The sequence below is a fragment of the Escherichia sp. MOD1-EC7003 genome (assembly GCF_002965065.1).
In the GTDB taxonomy this organism is placed as follows: domain Bacteria; phylum Pseudomonadota; class Gammaproteobacteria; order Enterobacterales; family Enterobacteriaceae; genus Escherichia.
Genome location: NZ_PTRE01000079.1, coordinates 34,424 through 53,554, shown reverse-complemented (window position 1 = coordinate 53,554; position 19,131 = coordinate 34,424). Strand labels below are relative to the sequence as shown.

At 51.5% G+C, this 19,131-nt stretch carries 16 protein-coding genes and 2 tRNA genes; 4 read left to right on the top strand and 14 right to left on the bottom strand.

Annotated features, from left to right (window positions below):
• Positions 1–167: 167 nt before the first annotated feature.
• The 3 genes from galU to rssA all read right to left on the bottom strand — a co-directional run bounded on the left by galU (position 168) and on the right by rssA (position 3,288).
• On the bottom strand, positions 168–1,076 hold the full coding sequence (gene galU / locus A7090_RS14970) for a UTP--glucose-1-phosphate uridylyltransferase GalU (protein WP_088551630.1): 909 nt from the start codon (positions 1,074–1,076) through the stop codon (positions 168–170).
• A gap of 201 nt (positions 1,077–1,277) precedes the next feature.
• Positions 1,278–2,291: a two-component system response regulator RssB gene (rssB, locus tag A7090_RS14965; protein ID WP_105274617.1), complete on the bottom strand. Its 1,014-nt coding sequence runs from the start codon at positions 2,289–2,291 to the stop codon at positions 1,278–1,280.
• 91 nt (positions 2,292–2,382) lie between these two features.
• Entirely contained in the window at positions 2,383–3,288 is a 906-nt protein-coding gene (gene rssA / locus A7090_RS14960; protein WP_105274616.1) for a patatin-like phospholipase RssA, read from the bottom strand.
• Positions 3,289–3,400: 112 nt separating this feature from the next.
• Here rssA and A7090_RS14955 point away from each other — a divergent pair, with 112 nt between their 5' ends.
• The 4 genes from A7090_RS14955 (at position 3,401) to A7090_RS14940 (ending at position 5,112) form a co-directional block, all read left to right on the top strand.
• Positions 3,401–3,859 carry a YchJ family protein gene (locus A7090_RS14955; protein WP_105274615.1) on the top strand — a complete coding sequence of 153 codons (459 nt, stop codon included), beginning with the start codon at positions 3,401–3,403 and terminating at the stop codon, positions 3,857–3,859.
• A 49-nt stretch (positions 3,860–3,908) separates the two neighbouring features.
• On the top strand, positions 3,909–4,751 hold the full coding sequence (gene purU / locus A7090_RS14950; RefSeq protein ID WP_105274614.1) for a formyltetrahydrofolate deformylase: 843 nt from the start codon (positions 3,909–3,911) through the stop codon (positions 4,749–4,751).
• A 158-nt stretch (positions 4,752–4,909) separates the two neighbouring features.
• Positions 4,910–4,994: transfer RNA gene (locus A7090_RS14945), tRNA-Tyr, on the top strand.
• 33 nt (positions 4,995–5,027) lie between these two features.
• A tRNA-Tyr gene (locus A7090_RS14940) sits at positions 5,028–5,112 on the top strand.
• Positions 5,113–5,128: 16 nt separating this feature from the next.
• Here the strand turns inward: A7090_RS14940 and A7090_RS14935 are convergent.
• The 11 genes from A7090_RS14935 to A7090_RS14885 form a co-directional block, all read right to left on the bottom strand.
• Entirely contained in the window at positions 5,129–6,220 is a 1,092-nt protein-coding gene (locus A7090_RS14935; RefSeq protein ID WP_105274613.1) for a fatty acid desaturase family protein, read from the bottom strand.
• Positions 6,207–7,331, bottom strand: a complete 1,125-nt coding sequence (locus tag A7090_RS14930; protein WP_097764408.1) for a sterol desaturase family protein — start codon at positions 7,329–7,331, stop codon at positions 6,207–6,209. The genes A7090_RS14935 and A7090_RS14930 overlap by 14 nt, the downstream gene beginning before the upstream one ends.
• Positions 7,324–7,926: a phosphatase PAP2 family protein gene (locus A7090_RS14925; RefSeq protein WP_001296008.1), complete on the bottom strand. Its 603-nt coding sequence runs from the start codon at positions 7,924–7,926 to the stop codon at positions 7,324–7,326. The genes A7090_RS14930 and A7090_RS14925 overlap by 8 nt, the downstream gene beginning before the upstream one ends.
• Positions 7,923–9,209, bottom strand: a complete 1,287-nt coding sequence (locus A7090_RS14920) for a F390 synthetase-related protein (RefSeq protein ID WP_105274612.1) — start codon at positions 9,207–9,209, stop codon at positions 7,923–7,925. Before A7090_RS14920 ends, A7090_RS14925 begins: the two co-directional genes overlap by 4 nt.
• Positions 9,206–10,012, bottom strand: coding sequence for an MBL fold metallo-hydrolase (locus tag A7090_RS14915; RefSeq protein WP_105274611.1), 807 nt, complete (start codon positions 10,010–10,012; stop codon positions 9,206–9,208). Before A7090_RS14915 ends, A7090_RS14920 begins: the two co-directional genes overlap by 4 nt.
• Positions 9,990–11,006: an NAD-dependent epimerase/dehydratase family protein gene (locus tag A7090_RS14910; protein WP_105274610.1), complete on the bottom strand. Its 1,017-nt coding sequence runs from the start codon at positions 11,004–11,006 to the stop codon at positions 9,990–9,992. Before A7090_RS14910 ends, A7090_RS14915 begins: the two co-directional genes overlap by 23 nt.
• Complete coding sequence (locus tag A7090_RS14905) at positions 11,003–12,010, bottom strand: 3-oxoacyl-[acyl-carrier-protein] synthase III C-terminal domain-containing protein (RefSeq protein WP_105274609.1); 1,008 nt, start codon at positions 12,008–12,010, stop codon at positions 11,003–11,005. Before A7090_RS14905 ends, A7090_RS14910 begins: the two co-directional genes overlap by 4 nt.
• Before the next feature lie 235 nt (positions 12,011–12,245).
• Entirely contained in the window at positions 12,246–12,923 is a 678-nt protein-coding gene (gene narI, locus A7090_RS14900; protein WP_105274608.1) for a respiratory nitrate reductase subunit gamma, read from the bottom strand.
• Complete coding sequence (gene narJ / locus A7090_RS14895; RefSeq protein ID WP_105274607.1) at positions 12,923–13,633, bottom strand: nitrate reductase molybdenum cofactor assembly chaperone; 711 nt, start codon at positions 13,631–13,633, stop codon at positions 12,923–12,925. Before narJ ends, narI begins: the two co-directional genes overlap by 1 nt.
• Complete coding sequence (gene narH / locus A7090_RS14890; RefSeq protein ID WP_105274606.1) at positions 13,630–15,168, bottom strand: nitrate reductase subunit beta; 1,539 nt, start codon at positions 15,166–15,168, stop codon at positions 13,630–13,632. The genes narJ and narH overlap by 4 nt, the downstream gene beginning before the upstream one ends.
• Entirely contained in the window at positions 15,165–18,908 is a 3,744-nt protein-coding gene (locus A7090_RS14885; protein WP_105274605.1) for a nitrate reductase subunit alpha, read from the bottom strand. The genes narH and A7090_RS14885 overlap by 4 nt, the downstream gene beginning before the upstream one ends.
• Positions 18,909–19,131: the final 223 nt, after the last annotated feature.

Below are 19,131 nucleotides of genomic sequence, written 5' to 3'. Positions count from 1 at the left end.
TAGATCACAAAACTCTATGCCTGTCTTTTTTTACCCGCCCATTACTGGGGATTCCTCAGCGCCATCGGCGGGATTTTTTATTGTCCGATTTAAGACAATTTAATAAGAATAAGATAAAAAAACGGCGTCGATTACTCAACGCCGTTTCGTGGAACACCTGTATGGTGTTACTTCTTAATGCCCATCTCTTCTTCAAGCCAGGCTTTAAATTCCGTACCAAGGGTGTTATGACGAATACCGTATTCAACGAAGGCCTGCATGTAACCTAATTTATTACCGCAGTCATGGCTTTTCCCTTTCATATGATAGGCTTCAACCGTTTCTTTTTCGATCAGCATATCAATTGCATCGGTGAGCTGAATTTCATCACCAGCTCCCGGAGGGGTTTTCGCCAGCAACGGCCAAATATCCGCACTAAGTACGTAACGCCCCACAATAGCGAGATTAGACGGCGCAACATCCGCTTTCGGTTTTTCTACCACGCCGACCATCGGTACGCTTTCACCCGGCGCTAATTCAACGCCTTTGCAATCCACAACGCCATATGCGGTCACATCAGCAACCGGTTCAACCATAATCTGGCTATGACCAGTTTCATCAAAGCGGTGGATCATCTCTGCCAGGTTATCCTGTGACAGATCGGATTCATATTCATCCAGAATAACGTCAGGCAAAATAACCGCCACAGGTTCATCACCCACTACCGGGTGAGCACACAATACCGCGTGTCCCAGGCCTTTCGCCAAGCCCTGACGAACTTGCATAATAGTCACGTGCGGTGGGCAAATAGACTGCACTTCATCAAGCAGTTGACGTTTTACACGTTTTTCCAGCATTGCTTCCAGTTCAAAACTGGTATCAAAGTGGTTTTCAATAGAGTTTTTAGATGAGTGAGTAACCAGCACAATTTCAGTAATGCCTGCTGCAATACATTCATTCACGACGTATTGAATTAATGGCTTATCGACAAGTGGCAGCATCTCTTTCGGGATGGCTTTCGTTGCCGGCAACATCCTGGTTCCTAATCCCGCAACAGGGATAACGGCTTTTTTGACTTTCGTATTAATGGCAGCCATTTAAATTCTCCTGGACTGTTCGTGTTTTGAACGTGTTCATATTTCTGTATCGCATCCCAGTATATCAGCACCCTGGAGGGGCTAAGTTCTGAAAAGGAGGCGCGTTAGCATAATTAAGACAATTACTTATACGAATGGCGACGATAGTACCACCAGCCGACATTAGCAGGTAATGCAATTTTAGCCCGCGTTATCGTTTGCTCATTCTGCAGACAACATCAAGCGCAACCGACCACCTGTTCCCCAAACTTGGCATTGCCAGGCATCGCATCGCTGGCTCAATTGATTCAAATAAGTGTTACCTAAAGTGCCTAACGGAACACCATTACTGATTTGCACCTGGTGTTCGCCGGTATTTAACGTCGCATTCAGACCCGCAGAAACCAGAATGAGATTTTTCAGTTCGCGATGATAATAGCCAACTAATAGCGGAAACTGCCCCGGTAGATTGGCCTGACGGAGTAAATGGTTTACCTGCTTCAATAAAGCACCCAACTCTGGCAAGCGTTGATTTTGGTGTGCAAGCTGTTCCTGTAATAATCCGTTAAACAATGCGCGTAATAACAAGGCAGCAAGTACACCATTATGTCCAGCTCGGGTGACATCAAGGCAATAAAATGCCAGATCGTTTTCCGAAAGTGCGGCAATATCAAGCACCAGGCCGGGTTTGTCCGCGGCAACCAATTGGCGATAATTAACCCGGCAATGGGAAATCACCTGCTGAACCGGCGGTTGTAATTCCTGTAATAATTTCGCCGCTGCGGCAGGGTTATCAACCATTGCATCCCAGTCGCGGAAAAGCCTTTCCTCTTCCTCAACGCGGGAATTAAACATGCTGGGATAGAGGCAGGCAAAAACCATCTCGCGCAAGCGATTCAGATCTTTAACCGGTTTCAGCAGAACATCTTCAACGCCCAGACGTAACGCTTTGGCAATATCGGCCATATTTTCAGTGGCAGATATCACCAGAACTGGAGTCTGGTCTCCTTTGTTACGTATATGTTCCAGCAGTTTAAGCCCGTTCATTCGTGGCATCGCGATATCACATATCATCAGGTCTGGAGTGAAACCTCCCAGCAACTCAAGAGCATCCACCCCATCAGCCGCCAGTACCGTTGTTGCTCCCAATGAGGAAAACCATGAATCCAGAAGCGAGCGAAATACCGGCTCATCTTCAACAATGAGAATCTGTTTTCCGACCAATGGCTGCGTCATGTTCTCTCCCCTGACTGACTTTACTCAATAGTGGCATGCTATTGCCCCCCGCGCCTGTCAGAATTAACTTAAGTGTAGATAAAAATTCTGGTCAAATGTTGGTGCGTACCAACGGCAAAAGCTCGTCCATTTTCTTTTCCACCGCCAGCTGCCCGGCCACAATGGCGGCGTGGGCGCGATGAAAATCCAGCGTGGATATTTGCGGGCAGACAGGTTGAATCAGAATATCGGGTGGATCCCCTGCCATTCGGTTCCTTTTAAGGCGGTTCTCCAGCACCTGGATAGAAGTGGTCATAATCTCTGTTGCCGTTGGCGCTGTCACCGCCCGACGTGTCGTTATGCTACCTAACCTTTCTTTCAGACGCGCATGCCACGGCAGAGGATCGTCATGCTCGCTATTTTCTTCACTGACATTAAAGGAGAGCAGATCTTGTTGCATCAAATGAGCATCGTGCTGCAGGTCGACCGCTATCACAATATCAGCCCCCAATGCACGCGTGAGGGAAATCGGAATTGGGTTAACGACTGCGCCATCCACCAGCCAGTAGCCGTTATGCGCAACGGGAGCCATTAGTCCTGGAATACTGCATGATGCGCGAATAGCAAGATGGAGATCGCCTTCAGTAAACCATAATTCGCGCCCTGTACTTAAATTGGTGGCAACAGCCGCGAAGCGACGGGAACAATTTTCGATCTCTGTTTCCGGCATTATTTCGCGATATTGATTGAAGACACGCTCGCCGCGCAGTAATCCACCACGCTGCCAGGAGAGATCCATCAGGCGTAAAACGTCCCAATAACTGAAAGAGGTCACCCAATCTTCCCGCGCGGATAATCGATCGCATGCATAGGCAGCGCCCACCAGTGAACCAATTGAACATCCTGCAACGATATCAATTTCAATACCCACTTTTTTTAGCGCATTAATCACACCAATATGCGACCAACCTCTCGCCGCGCCAGATCCCAGCGCCAGCCCTATTTTTATCTTTCTCATTATTCCCGCAAGATTCCCCTGGAATGCAATCGTAGCCACATCGCTACTGCTCGGTTAACATAGTGCTACTCAGGCGGTTAATACGCCGTTATTGTTTCCAGGGAGATTATTTGTGTCTCAGCTTTGTCCCTGTGGTAGTGCTGTCGAGTATAGCCTATGTTGCCACCCTTATGTGTCTGGTGAAAAGGTTGCACCTGATCCAGAACATCTCATGCGTTCGCGTTACTGCGCTTTTGTGATGCAAGACGCAGATTATTTAATAAACACCGGGCATCCATCTTGTGGTGCGGCGGCGTTACGTGCCGAATTAATTGCCGGATTTGCGCATACTGAATGGTTGGGATTGACGGTATTTGAACACTGCTGGCAGGACGGCGACAATATCGGATTTGTCAGTTTTGTTGCTCGATTTACCGAAGGTAGTAAAACAGGTGCAATAATTGAACGTTCGCGATTTTTGAAAGAAAACGGTCAATGGTACTATATTGACGGTACACGTCCGCAGTTTGGCCGCAACGATCCCTGCCCTTGTGGTTCAGGTAAAAAATTTAAAAAGTGCTGCGGCCAATAATGGTTGACGGTACGGTTTAGCAAACACTCTCAACAAGGTTTTTCCAGCAATGCATTCACTCCAACGTAAAGTTCTGCGTACTATTTGTCCGGACCAAAAAGGTCTGATCGCGCGTATTACCAATATTTGCTACAAGCACGAGTTAAATATCGTGCAGAACAATGAATTTGTTGATCACCGTACCGGGCGCTTTTTTATGCGCACGGAACTGGAAGGCATTTTTAATGATTCCACCCTACTGGCAGATCTCGATAGCGCATTGCCAGAAGGCTCCGTGCGTGAGCTGAATCCCGCCGGTCGTCGCCGGATAGTGATTCTGGTGACTAAAGAAGCGCATTGCCTTGGCGATCTGCTGATGAAGGCCAACTATGGTGGCCTGGATGTCGAAATCGCGGCGGTTATTGGTAACCACGAGACTTTACGTTCCCTGGTCGAGCGTTTTGATATTCCATTTGAGCTGGTAAGTCATGAAGGGTTAAGCCGTAATGAGCACGATCAAAAGATGGCTGATGCCATTGATGCTTATCAGCCTGACTATGTGGTGCTGGCGAAGTATATGCGGGTATTGACGCCGGAGTTCGTGGCGCGCTTCCCGAATAAAATTATCAATATTCACCATTCATTCCTGCCAGCGTTTATCGGTGCACGTCCGTATCACCAGGCCTATGAGCGTGGCGTGAAGATTATTGGCGCAACTGCTCACTATGTGAATGATAATCTGGATGAAGGTCCCATCATTATGCAGGATGTTATTCATGTCGATCATACCTACACCGCTGAAGATATGATGCGCGCAGGTCGTGACGTCGAGAAGAACGTATTAAGCCGCGCGCTCTACAAAGTACTGGCGCAGCGTGTATTTGTTTACGGTAACCGGACGATTATTCTTTAATCGCCCGCAAAATAACTGGTTAGCTTTAATCCGTTACGGATGAAAATTACGCAACCAGTTCATTTTTCTGAACGTAACCCTTTACAGCGGCGCATCATTTGATATGATGCGTCCCGCTTCCCAGTGAGGGAGCAGGCCAGTAAAAAGCATTACCCCGTGGTGGGGTTCCCGAGTGGCCAAAGGGAGCAGACTGTAAATCTGCCGTCATCGACTTCGAAGGTTCGAATCCTTCCCCCACCACCATCTTAAGCATTACCTACAATATGAATTACCCCTGGTGGGGTTCCCGAGCGGCCAAAGGGAGCAGACTGTAAATCTGCCGTCATCGACTTCGAAGGTTCGAATCCTTCCCCCACCACCATCACTTGATTCCATTATCAAGCCTTCACCTTCTCCCCCATTCGCCGTAAAAACTGCTGCTGTAGCCTCAACAAATCCGCTAACGTCAACAACTGATAATCCAGACCTTGCTGGCTGGCAATTTGTGCAATAATGCGGCTTAGCGCCGGATAATGGCGATGATGCCAGTGAGGAAACAGATGATGGGTAAGGTGCAGATTAATCCCGCCCAGCCAGTAGCCAAGCCATGCAGGTTGCGGCGTCCAGTCAAAGGTGGTAGCAAAGGTATGCGCCAGTCTGCCCACGGGCATTTTGCCCTCTTCTGGTGGTAACTGCGTATATCCCTTCGCCCAGTGCGTTCCAATAATCAACGTCACAAAAATCAATGACGCCAGCAGCTGGCTGAGCAGATAAGTCAGCAGGATGGTCATAAAACTAAAATCAGACAAAAGCCAGGGAAGTATCAGACACAGCGCACAATGCGCCAGTTTCCCGGCTAAGAAATATCCCCAGCCAGCAAAGCCTCGCAGGGCCAGATGTCGCGTGACCGGCGTAAACCCTGCGCGATCGAGCCAGTCCACTACCCAGATATACCAGGGAAAGGTGAGCGCGGCGACCAGTGGCCAATAGCGATGTTGCTGGCGCATAAAAGGTCGCCACCGTTGCCACGGCGTCTGGCGAAGAATGCCATTTTCTGCTGTGTCTGGATCGTAAAATTCAATATTGGTAAAACCGTGATGAAAGCGAACGTGGCGCACTCGCCAGCAGTCCGGATCTAGCCCCATAGGAAAAGCAACCCACCGGTTAAGCCGGGCATTGGTCTTTTTACCACGCAAAAACGCATCATGCGAAGCGTCATGCACCACATTGACCGCTAACAACATGGCGCAAAACATCATCGCGAGATACCACAACAGATACAGTCCCCATTGACGTTGAAACAACGCCAGTAAGTAACAGGAGAAACAAGCAATAATCAACACCGCCATTTTGACGAATGCCCATCCGTCGGCATACCGGTGATCGCCTGATTTCGCCAGATAAACTTTCGTACCGCTTTGCAGTTGTTTCACCAGTTGTGGATCATCGGCAGGAAAAGTGATTAACCTGTCGGGATTAAACAGGTTCATACTGTTTCCTTAGCGATTTACGTCCTACGCCGATTACAAATAACAGGCAATGGGCCAGCAGAATACCCACTAATCCCTTCCAGAGCAGAGTACTCCATGAACACATATAGACAATAAAATAGAGCAGTGACAACGTCACAGAGCACCACAAAATCATACCCCAATGCTGCCCGTCGCTCATGCCCCCCAGCGCAACGGAGCCTGCCGCCAGCAGAACAAATAATACGGCTTGCTCGCTGGTAATAAACTCAATGCCATAGCCATATTGTTGAATGTAGCCAAGCACCAGCATAAACAGCAGGATCACCCCTGCCCCTACCGCCCATGGAGAACTCTGGTAGCGACCTTCAATCGCTTTGCCAAATGAGCGAAAGCCCATCAAGCGTAAAAACGGCAGATTACTCTCGCGCATCGGGTTACAGGACAAGCGACTATTTTTTACGCCGTAGCCTACGTCGTATTCCGGCCCGGCACTATACGAACCGAAAAGTTTATCCCACAACAAAAAGGTGCCACCGTAATTGGTATCGGCATATTGCTTTTGATTCAGATGATGGACGCGATGATGCGAAGGCGTGATCAGCACTTTTTCCAGCCAGCCCAGTTTCGGCGTTAGTGCGTTATGGTTAAAAAATTGCCAACTATAGTGAATAATAGAAACCGCCAAAAAGATCTGCAACGGCACACCAAGCATCGCCAGCAGCATAAAAAACGGGATTGAGGTTAACGAGGAGTACCACGAGTTCCGCACGCCTAATGACAGGTTGTAGTGTTCCCCCTGATGATGCACCACATGTACCGCCCACAGCGGGCGCATTTCGTGATGCCAGCGATGCAGCCAGTAAAAGCCGAAATCCCATGCCAGGATAGTAAACAACCACAGCAGGATCACCGGCGCATTATCAAACAGTCCAAGGCTGAAGTGATTGACCACCAGGCCATAGCAGAGCACTTCCAGGCAGCGAAATAACCACAGCATCATATGACCGGAGTTGATATTAAAAATAACGTCCAGCCAGTCCACTTTTTGCCGCCCGGTGAATTGCAACACGCCTGCTTCGGCTAACACCAACAGCACCATCGATATGATGGGGAATAATAAATCACTCATATTGTGTCTTCCTTTTCTCGCATGTTGCGCATATCCAACCGCAAATCGACGCCAGCAACGCGCCGCCTACTAAATCGATAAATAAATGTCTGCGTAATTGCAGAATCGAAAAGGCGATTGCTATCGCCCAGACCACGCTCATTAGCGTCAGCCAACGGTTCCCCTTTTTGGCAATCGCCCATACCGCCAACAGCGTTAGCGCGGCGTGTAAGGAGGGAAAACAGTTCTGGCTTGAGTCAATGGCGATCAGCCTGTTGAGTGCGCCCGCGGATATCCCCATCTGATCAAACGAGGGATAATGCATGGTTGTGGGCCAGAGAAGATAAAATACGCCTGCCACCAGTGCGGAAATTTGCATTGAACGGGCCAGCCAGCGCAGGTGGCAAAGTGGCGTGGATAAATAACCTAACGGCACAATGAAAAAAAACGAGAGATACAGCCACACAGCGGAGGGGGAAAACGCAATCAAATTATCAATTATTGACGGTGTTAATTGATATCCCTCACCTTGCAGGTAGTCGCTAAAGTTGTAGATAACCCCAACGGTTCCCCAGCCCAGCAGCATCTGTTTCAGGCGTAGCAGTGAATTGCTCATTCCCGCCCCCACTGACGCACAATGCGCCGCCGCTTGGCTGTAAAAGAGACTGGCACAGTTTGCGGTTCCAGCGACCAAATTAATTGCCCGACAGCGATATCCTGGCGTATAAACAAGGCATTCAAAGCCTCCCGGCAATGCTCCAGCATCCACAGCTCGCAATCGGCGATTAACGTCAATTGTGCTGACCCGGTTTGTAGCAGGCGATAATCGACTGTTAGCGGCAGTACCATTGCCAGCACACGACTACAGGCATCGGCAAAAACGGTCTGAATATCGCCGGATCTTGTTGGTAGTTGCAGTTGGTCATCCTGCCGCCCTTCGATACGCGCAATCGCCATTGTTGCACTGCCACAGGGGCATGGTTGTTCGCTTGCCACCAGCACATCATCCAGTCGATAACGCACTATCGGCTGTGTGGTGCGGGTAAAGTCTGTGACGATCGGCACGAAACGGTGCTCATCCAGCCATTGCGGTTCAATGTGAACAAACTCTTCGTTGAGATGTAACGTTCCACACCGGCAGGTGGAAGCGAGAAAGCCTTCTGTCGCCTGATAAATTTCCCCCACATTGTGGAACACGTTGCGCAGTAATTCCCGATCCTGCGGCTCCAGAACTTCCGCCACCGAAATCACTTTTTTGACCTTTAGCGTCAATTCGCCGGCCATTACCTCCAGCGCCAGTGCGCGTAATACCTGAGCTGGCGCGACAATAATCGTGGGCGCTCGCTGTTGGAGAAGTTTGAGTTGCGCCTGAAATGACGCTAGCAGATCGTAAAAATCGAGACTTAACCAGCGATTATTCACGCTTTGATACAGGTTATTGTCCGCGCGCAGAAACAGCGCCACCCGCTCTTTGGCAAATAAACCGTCGGGCAACACTTTTGCCAGCACACCGGCGGCCCACATCTGTTGCTCGTGCGGGCTAACAACAAAAAGTCCACGACGCCCGGATGTACCTGATGAAAGCCCAACGCTGAACTTACCAACGCAGGGTTTGAAATCACGACTCTGCTCACTGCGCATTGCACAATCGAGAAGTTCGTCGCGCTTTAAACCTGCGGTATTCATCTCATCGAAGTGCGTCATCATTAACGCCTTATCCATCATTGGCCACTGATTAAAGGGCAACGTCAGATAACGCTGAAACCACGTGCTATGAGATAAGACATTTTGCCGGAACTGATGCAGCCTTTTTGCCTGCCAGTTTTCCAGTGCCTCGCGATCGGTGAAATGCAGCTTGCGGGTACGAAAGTAGCGCCAGATCAACATCAACGGGATCATAAATCCCCCTCATGGCACAAACGAATCTCCACTACACCGTTTTGCCAAAGCTGATGGAGTTGCCCAAGCGTGTGGTAGTAGGCGTGGCTGTCGGACATAACCAGATGCGCCAGTGGTGAAGGCCCTCGCAGATCCCGGTAGTTAGCTGGCGCCCATGCCGCATCGCCAGCCAGTAAAGTCCAGCCGTTGTCGGTTAACACAAACGCGCCAATATGTCCGGCAGCATGTCCGGGAAGCGGCACGAGAATAATTTCGCCATTGCTTTCTGGCAGCAAATAGCCGCACTCAAACGGTGCCAGTTGCGCGGGCAAATTCACCGATGCGAAACTTTCAATAAAGCGCAGTGAGGAGTCAAAATTCTCCGGGATTAGCCCTGGCACAAAGGCCTGGCGCAGCGCAGTGACACCACGCAGAGTTCTTACTTGCCGCCAGCCTTCACCAGAACAGATGCAGGAAACATCAGGGAAATCACGCAAACCAGCAATATGATCAGCGTGAAAATGCGACAGAATAATCGCATCAACATCTTTCGCTGCGAGGCCGGTGGCAGAAAGTTGCCGCACCAGCGCCTGTTGCGGATCGAAATAAACCGGCGTGACCTGGCGATAAAGACGAAACACACCAGATTGCGTGTAGTGTTCGAACCACGATGAATAGCCTGTGTCCCACAGCCACCGTTTGTCGCCCACCTCCAGCAGCCAGGCACGGGAGGGGAATTTGCACACTTTCAGCCCTGCCCCTTTCAGCGCAATACAGCTAATATGGGTACACCAGCCCGTTTCAAATGCGGTTATTTTTGCCATGTTCCCTCAGCCATTGTCCCGTGATTGCAATACCTTGTTCCATCGAAAAGCGCGGGCGATATCCCAGCTCTGTAATGGCCTTTTGCGCACTCAGCGTCATATCGAAACAGAGTGTTCCGGCGCTGTATCGTGTGATAACAGGTTCCTGATTAACGCACTTCCCGTACAGTTCCAGGCCACGCGCGACCAGAGAAAGCAGCGACCAGGGAACAGCAGCAATGCGGTAACTCAAGCCCAGTTGCTGGTGCAGCAAGGCGTCAAGCATCACCGATAGCTGCTGCGGCTGGTGATTGCTGATGTTGTAAATACTGCCCGAGCGTAAACCTTCAACGTTCGTTGCCAGCCGCATGGCATACACCACGTTTTGCACGAACGTGAGATCCAATAACGCGTCGCCCCCGCGCGGCAAACGTAAGCAACCGCCACCCTGTTGCAATTGCTGCATCAGACGAGGAACAATTACCTGGTCATGGGGGCCAAACAAACCACGGGGACGCAAAAGAATAAATCTCGTGGCAGAATATCGAGAAACAGCGCCAGCAATAACCTGCTCAGCGGCATATTTACTGCTGGCATAATGGCTGGAGAATGCTCGCGCAAGATAAGTTTCTGGCAGGTCATAGTGATGTTGAAAATCAAAGTAAACCGCAGGCGTGGAGATATGGATAAACTGGGGAATATTCAGCCTGCCTGCCGCCTGTGCCAGAGTGTGGGTCACTTTGACATTGGCAAGCCAGAACACCGTTTTGTCGCCCCAGGGCGAGGACTTTGCCGCACAGTGCCAGACGGCATCGCAGCCGTCCATCAGGCGGGCGCAGTCATCCTCGGTTGCCTCGGTTAAATCGAGAGCCACAAACTGTGCGCCTGCGTTTGTCAGGCTTCTGCCAACCTCACAATTTCGCCCTGTTGCCACAACCGACTCACCCGATTGCAACAAATATTGCACGGCATTTCGCCCAAGGCCGCTGGTCGCCCCTGTTACGAGGATCTTCACGGTAAAAGCACCATGCCAGCCAGCGTTAGTCCCGCTGCCGTGCCAATCAACATTACAGGTTTATCCGCTGTGAAACGACCGCTAATCACTGCTTCATGCAGCGCCGTGGGGATAGAGGCCGCGACCTGATTGCCGTAAAAACGATACACATCGATGAGCGCAGATTCCGGCACTCGCAGCCGTTTACGCATATGCTCAAGGGAAAGATGACTGGCCTGATGTGGAACGACCGTGCCGATATCATCCAGTTGCAGGCTGCTTTTTTGCAGCAACCGAGAAAAATAATCTTCAATAAGCGAAGAAGCAAAACGAAACAGCGGTTTCCCCTGCATATGAAAAAGAAAGTCGCTGTCACTCACACCAGAACGAGGATTACGCCGCGTACCGCCGGCGCGTATTTCACACAGTTCGCTGCCTTCGGGATACATTTCGATCAGGCTGGCGATAATCCCGCTGTGCCCATCGCCCCGCTCGACAATCGCACACGCCGCACCATCACCAAAAATTAATGAAGACTCTTCATGATCCCAGTCGATACCGCGTGAAGCAATATCTGCCGAGACGATGGCAATTCGCTGGTATGCTCCACAGTTTAATAATCCAGCAGCAACTTCCAGAGCAGAAATAAAGCTCACACAGCTACTGTTGATATCAAACCCGGCAACGCCTACGGGCATGGCTGCGGCTTTAAGAATATGAATTGCGCTACAGGGTAATGCCTGTACGGCAATAGCCGAGGCACAAATTAGCAGGTCAATATCACACGGTTTTAACGAAGCAGCCGATAGCGCATTATGCAAAGCCTTTGCCGCCAGTTCGGCCTGGCTGGCATCGTTACGGGCGAAATAACGCCAGCAAATACCGGAACGTCGCTCCACGTAGCCAACTGGCTTATTTAACTGAACATCCAGTTGTTGAGAAGTGATTTTATCAGGGGGTAAAGCGATCCCCGTGGCGATTATTTTTAACGCCGCGGAGATCGTCGGTTGATTCGGTCGAGCCACGGTCAGTGCTCCTTCACTGCTCCATAGGTGGACCAATCATATAGATGAAGTACGTTTCCCTACAATCCGAAAAATCGGCACTGTGTAACTGGTGATTTCAGAAGACTGACAACGTGCTTTGCGTTATGCCGGATGCGGCGTGAACGCCTTATCCGGCCTACATATCACGTAATATCAATAAATTGTATGACTCTGTAGGCCTGATAAGCGCAGCGCATCAGGCACTTTATTGCGCTTAGTGACGAGCGCGCACCAACTGATACTTACGTGTCAGATATTCCACCGGTACGCTCCAGATGTGCACCAGACGCGAGAACGGAAACAGCAGGAATAACGTCATCCCCAGCACCAGGTGTAGACGAAAGATAAACGCAACACCCTCGAGATATTGAGAAGCCCCCCCCTGGAAGGTCACCACCGACTGCGCCCAGCCAACCAGTTTCATCATCTCACTACCGTCCATATGCTGAGCAGAGAACGGAATGGTCAGCAGGCCCAGCGCACACTGAATAACGAGCAGCGACAAGATCAAAATATCCGCTCCGGTAGTCGTTGCACGCACGCGTGGGCTGAACAGGCGGCGTTTCAGCAACAGCACACCGCCAATCAGACACAGCACGCCGCTGGCACCACCAGCAATCATCGCCATTTTCTGTTTCACGTCAATCGGCAGCCAGGCTTCATACATCCAGTGCGGCGTCAGCATACCGAAGAAGTGACCGACAAAAATCCCCAGAATACCGATATGGAACAGATTCGACGCCAGGTTCATCCCTTTACGATCCAGCATCTGACTGGACGCCGCGCGCCAGGTGTACTGCCCATAGTCATAACGAAGCCAGCTACCAATCAGGAAGACCGCCCCGGCTATGTACGGGTAGATATCAAAGAAGAACATATTCAGGAATTGCATTAGTACTGTCCTCCAGTGGTAATATTCAGATATTGCGGCGCGACAGTACCGGCAAAACGCCGCTGATGAGCAGTGATTGCCGAATCACCGCAGCCTTTGTCAGCAAAGAATTTAACCTGCACTTCTTCCCAGACGGCATCCAGCGCTTGCGGCGTATCGTCGCGCGCTTCGTCGGCAATTTTTTCCACCACTTTGTCGCTGTCGATAGCGGTATTCGCCAGTTTCAGCAGCAGATCAAACAGCACGGCATAACGGCTTGCACGCTGTTGCAAACGCGCGTTCAGCAATGCCAGAATCGGCGCGATATCTTTCAACCCCTCCACGGCTTCGCTTTGCGGCAGCTGTGCCAGATACTCCAGATACAGCGGCAGATGGTCCGGCAATTCACGGCTGTTTAACTGCAAACCATGCTGCTCATACTGCGCCAGCAGGTCCACCATCGCCTGACCGCGGTCGCGGGATTCACCGTGAACATGTTCGAATAGCAACAGTGACGTGGCGCGACCACGGTCAAACAGTTCGCTGTACTGCGCCTGGGCATCCAGCGGATCCATCGCCGTTAAATCGCGCAGGAAAATGCCCAGCACATGGGCATCTTCTTTCGACAGATTTTTCGACGCGGCAATAGCCTCAAACATCTCTTGTTGATGCTGCCATAAGGCAGCATCCGGATATTCAAGGAGACGCGATACAATGACGAGTTCAATCATGGGTGCGGCTCCGTTTTACTGGTTACATCGATGGCATCAATACGGCGGCTGTTGAACAGATTGAATTTGGTATCTGAACCGTGGCAGCCATCACCAAAGGTAAAGCCGCAGCCATTTTTCTCCGGGAAGGCTTCCCGTGCCAGTTCACGATGACTGCCCGGCACCACAAAGCGATCTTCGTAGTTAGCAATCGCCAGATAACGGTACATCTCCTGTGCCTGGGCTTCGGTCAGGCCGACCTCTTCCAGTGCACGGGTATCGACTTTACCGTCAACGGTTTCAGCGCGTTTGTAATGACGCATCGCCAGCATACGTTTCAGCGCGCGCAGTACCGGTCTGGTATCACCGGCGGTCAGCAGATTCGCCAGATACTGTACCGGAATACGCAGGCTTTCGACGTCTGGCAGAATGCCGTTGCTGCCCAACTCCCCTGCGTCTGCCGCAGACTGAATCGGAGACAGAGGCGGCACGTACCAGACCATCGGCAGAGTGCGATATTCCGGATGCAGCGGCAGCGCCAGTTTCCATTCCATCGCCATTTTATAAACCGGCGACTGCTGTGCGGCTTCAATAACGCTCAGCGGAATACCGTCTGTAATCGCCTGCTCGATAACCGTCGGATCGCTCGGATCGAGGAACACTTCCAGCTGACGCTGATAGAGATCTTTCTCGTTCTCGGTGCTGGCTGCACGTTCAATAGCGTCGGCATCGTACAGCAGCACGCCAAGATAACGGATACGACCGACACAGGTTTCTGAACACACCGTCGGCTGACCGGCTTCAATACGCGGATAGCAGAAGATGCATTTCTCAGACTTACCGCTCTTCCAGTTGAAGTAGATTTTTTTGTATGGGCATCCGGTGATGCACATACGCCAGCCACGGCATTTATCCTGGTCGATCAATACGATGCCATCTTCTTCACGCTTGTAAATCGCACCGCTCGGGCAGGTCGCCACACATGCCGGATTCAGGCAGTGTTCGCACAGGCGCGGCAAATACATCATGAAGGTGTTTTCAAACTGGCTATACATCGCCTTCTGGATGTTGTCGAAGTTCTTGTCTTTCGCCAGTTTGTCAAACTCACCGCCCAGGTCATCTTCCCAGTTCGGCCCTTTTTCGATTTTCGCCATCCGTTCGCCAGTAATCAGCGAACGCGGACGGGCAATCGGCTGCGATTTGCTGCCTTCCGGCGCGGTATGCAGGCTCTGGTAGTCAAAATCGAACGGCTCGTAATAATCGTCGATCCCCGGCAGATGCGGGTTAGCGAAAATTTTACCCAGCAGCATGGCACGGTTACCCATGCGCGGTTGCAGTTTGCCATTGATTTTACGGATCCAGCCGCCTTTGTATTTTTCCTGGTTTTCCCAGTCAGTCGGGAAGCCCTGGCCTGGTTTGGTTTCCACGTTGTTGAACCACGCGTATTCCACGCCTTCGCGGCTGGTCCAGACGTTTTTACAGGTAACTGAACAGGTGTGGCAGCCGATGCATTTATCGAGATTCAGCACCATGCCGACTTGTGAACGAATTTTCATTTTACGCTCTCCTGTACCTGGTCATTGCCTTCGCCATCTAACCAGTCAATGTTCTTCATCTTACGCACTACAACAAACTCATCGCGGTTAGAACCTACGGTGCCGTAGTAGTTAAAGCCGTATGCCAGATGAGCATAGCCGCCGATCATATGCGTCGGTTTCGGCGTGATACGAGTGACCGAGTTATGAATACCGCCGCGCTGGCTGGTGATTTCTGAACCAGGCAGGTTAATGATACGTTCCTGAGCGTGGTACATCATGGTCATTCCTGCCGGAACACGTTGGCTGACAACCGCACGGGCAGTCAGCGCACCGTTGCTGTTGAAAACTTCAATCCAGTCGTTGTCGGCAATACCCAGCTCTTTGGCATCGGCTTCGCTCAGCCAGACCACCGGACCACCGCGCCCCAAAGTCAACATCAGCAGGTTATCGCTGTAAGTGGAGTGGATCCCCCACTTCTGGTGCGGCGTCAGGAAGTTGAGGGCTTTTTCCGGATTACCGTTAGATTTCTGCCCCATCACTTCTTTCACCGAACGGGTGTCGATCGGTGGACGATAAACCAGCAGGCTTTCACCGAAATCACGCATCCACTGATGATCCTGATACAGCTGCTGACGACCAGAGAGCGTGCGCCATGGGATCAGCTCGTGAACGTTGGTGTAGCCGGCGTTGTAAGAAACGTGTTCATCTTCAAGGCCAGACCAGGTCGGGCTGGAAATGATTTTGCGCGGCTGTGCCTGAATATCGCGGAAGCGGATCTTCTCGTCTTCTTTATTCAGCGCCAGATGCGTATGGTCACGACCAGTAAACTCGCTCAGGGCAGCCCAGGCTTTCACGGCTACCTGACCGTTGGTTTCTGGTGCCAGCGTCAGGATCATCTCTGCCGCATCAATTGCGGTGTTGAGCATCGGTTGGCCTTTCGCCGGACCTTCAGCCTTGGTGTAGTTGAGCTTACGCAGCAGATCCATTTCGCTCTGGGTGTTCCAGGCAATCCCTTTACCGCCGTTACCGATTTTCTCCATCAGCGGGCCGATAGAGGTAAAGCGTTCGTAAGTTGCCGGGTAATCGCGCTCTACGGCCAGAATGTGCGGTGCGGTTTTACCAGGGATCAGGTCGCATTCGCCTTTTTTCCAGTCTTTCACCTCCAGCGGCTGCGCCAGTTCAGCGGCAGAGTCGTGCTGGATCGGCAGCGTAACGATGTCGGTTTCTTTACCCAGATGACCGACGCACACTTCGGAGAATTTCCTGGCGATGGCTTTGTAGATTTCCCAATCGCTTTTCGCTTCCCAGGCCGGATCAACCGCCGCAGACAGTGGGTGAATAAACGGATGCATATCCGAAGTATTCATGTCGTCTTTTTCGTACCAGGTCGCCGTCGGCAAAATGATGTCTGAGTAGAGACAAGTGCTCGACAGACGGAAGTCCAGAGTCACCACCAAATCCAGCTTGCCTTCCAGACCGTTGTCCTGCCACTCCACGTCTTCCGGCTTCACGCCGCCCTGCTGCCCCAGATCTTTACCCTGGATGCCGTGCTCTGTCCCCAGCAGGTACTTGAGCATAAACTCATGACCTTTACCGGAAGAACCGAGCAGGTTAGAACGCCAGATGAACAGGTTACGTGGGTGGTTTTTACCGTTTTCTGGTTGTTCAGCCGCAAAACGGATGGACCCCTCTTTCAGGGATTTCACCGTGTAATCCACCGGATTCATCCCCGCTTTTTCTGCTTCGCGAGCGATAGTCAGCGGGTTAGTGCCTAACTGTGGCGCAGACGGCAGCCAGCCCATGCGTTCTGCACGAACGTTAAAGTCGATAAGATGTCCGGTATAGCGGGATTTATCTGCCATCGGCGACAGCAGCTCTTCCGCAGTCACGGTTTCATAACGCCACTGGCTGGAGTGGTTATAGAAATAAGAGGTGCTGTTCATGTGACGCGCCGGACGCTGCCAGTCAAGAGCAAACGCCAGCGGCTGCCAGCCGGTTTGCGGACGCAGTTTTTCCTGACCTACATAGTGTGCCCAGCCGCCACCGCTCTGACCGACACAGCCGCAGAAAATCAGCATGTTGATCAGACCACGATAGTTCATATCGAGGTGATACCAGTGGTTCAGCCCCGCACCAACGATAATCATCGAACGACCGTGCGTTTTATCAGCGTTATCGGCAAATTCACGGGCGATGCGAATAATCTGACTGCGAGAAACGCCAGTAATCTGCTCGGCCCAGGCCGGGGTGTAGGCTTTCACGTCGTCATAGCTGGTCGCGCAGTTAACGTCGTTCAGGCCACGTTCCAGACCGTAGTTTGCCAGCGTCAAATCATAAACGGTGGTCACCAGGGCGGTACTGCCATCAGCCAGTTGCAGGCGTTTTACCGGTAGTTTGTGCAGCAGAACGTTTTCCAGCTCCACTTTGTTGAAGTGTTCAGTTCCGTCGCCACCAAAGTACGGGAAGCCCACTTCAGCGATCTCATCCTGGCTACCCAGCAGGCTCAGTTGTAGCTCGGTTTCTTCGCCAGTTTTGCCGTCGCGCTGTTCAAGATTCCATTTGCCCTTCTCGCCCCAACGAAAGCCAATAGAGCCGTTCGGTGCAATCATTTCGCCGTTGGTATTAAAGGCGACTGTTTTCCATTCCGGATTGTTTTCCTGGCCCAGCGCATCAACCAGATCGGCAGCGCGCAGCATACGCCCCGCGGCGTAGTAACCGTCGCGCGCTTCCAGCATCACCAGCATCGGCATGTCGGTGTAGCGACGCACATAGTCGGTGAAATACTGGCTTGGGTTGTCGAGATGGAATTCACGCAGCATCACGTGACCCATTGCCAGCGCCATTGCCGCATCGGTGCCCTGTTTCGGTGCCAGCCACAGATCGCACAGTTTGGCGATTTCAGCGTAGTCCGGCGTGACAGCAACAGTTTTAGTGCCTTTGTAACGCACTTCAGTAAAGAAGTGAGCATCCGGGGTACGCGTCTGCGGCACGTTTGACCCCCAGGCGATGATGTAGCTGGAGTTGTACCAGTCAGCGGATTCCGGTACGTCAGTTTGCTCGCCCCAGGTTTGCGGAGACGCCGGAGGCAGATCACAGTACCAGTCGTAGAAGCTTAAGCAAGTACCGCCAATCAGCGAGAGATAGCGCGCTCCCGATGCGTAAGAAACCATCGACATTGCCGGAATCGGCGAGAAGCCAGCGACACGGTCCGGGCCGTAGTTTTTGATGGTGTAAACGTTAGATGCGGCGATCAGTTCGTTCACTTCCTGCCAGGAAGAACGAACAAAACCACCACGTCCACGCGCCTGCTTAAAGCTTTTCGCTTTATCGGCGTCTTCAATGATAGAAGCCCATGCCTCAACTGGATCGCTATGCTGCGTCTTCGCTTCACGCCACATTTTCATCAGGCGTTTACGCATCATTGGGTATTTCAGGCGGTTGGCGCTGTAAAGATACCAGGAGTAGCTGGCACCACGCGGGCAGCCGCGAGGTTCATGGTTTGGCAGGTCCGGACGAGTACGCGGATAGTCAGTCTGCTGAGTTTCCCAGGTCACCAGACCGTTTTTGACGTAGATTTTCCAGCTGCAGGAGCCGGTGCAGTTTACCCCGTGGGTAGAGCGGACGATTTTGTCATGCTGCCAACGCTGGCGATATCCATCCTCCCAGTCACGGTTGGTATTGAGAAGCTGGCCATGCCCATCGGCAAAGGTTTCACCCTTCTGTTTGAAGTAGCGAAACCGGTCCAGGAATTTACTCATCGGTTTTCTCCTGTGGGAGCCTGTCGGCCCTCTGATAAATCGACATTGCTAATGTTTAAGGGCAAGGTAACGCTCTGAAACAGCGTGGAAATTGATAATGATCAAGAGTGACAGGGATGAAAAATAAAGCAAATTCCTAAGATACCCCTTTAGGGTGATCAATGATATTTATCTAACCAACTGTAAAGCAATAGATTTTATACATGAGCACATGTAAACACTT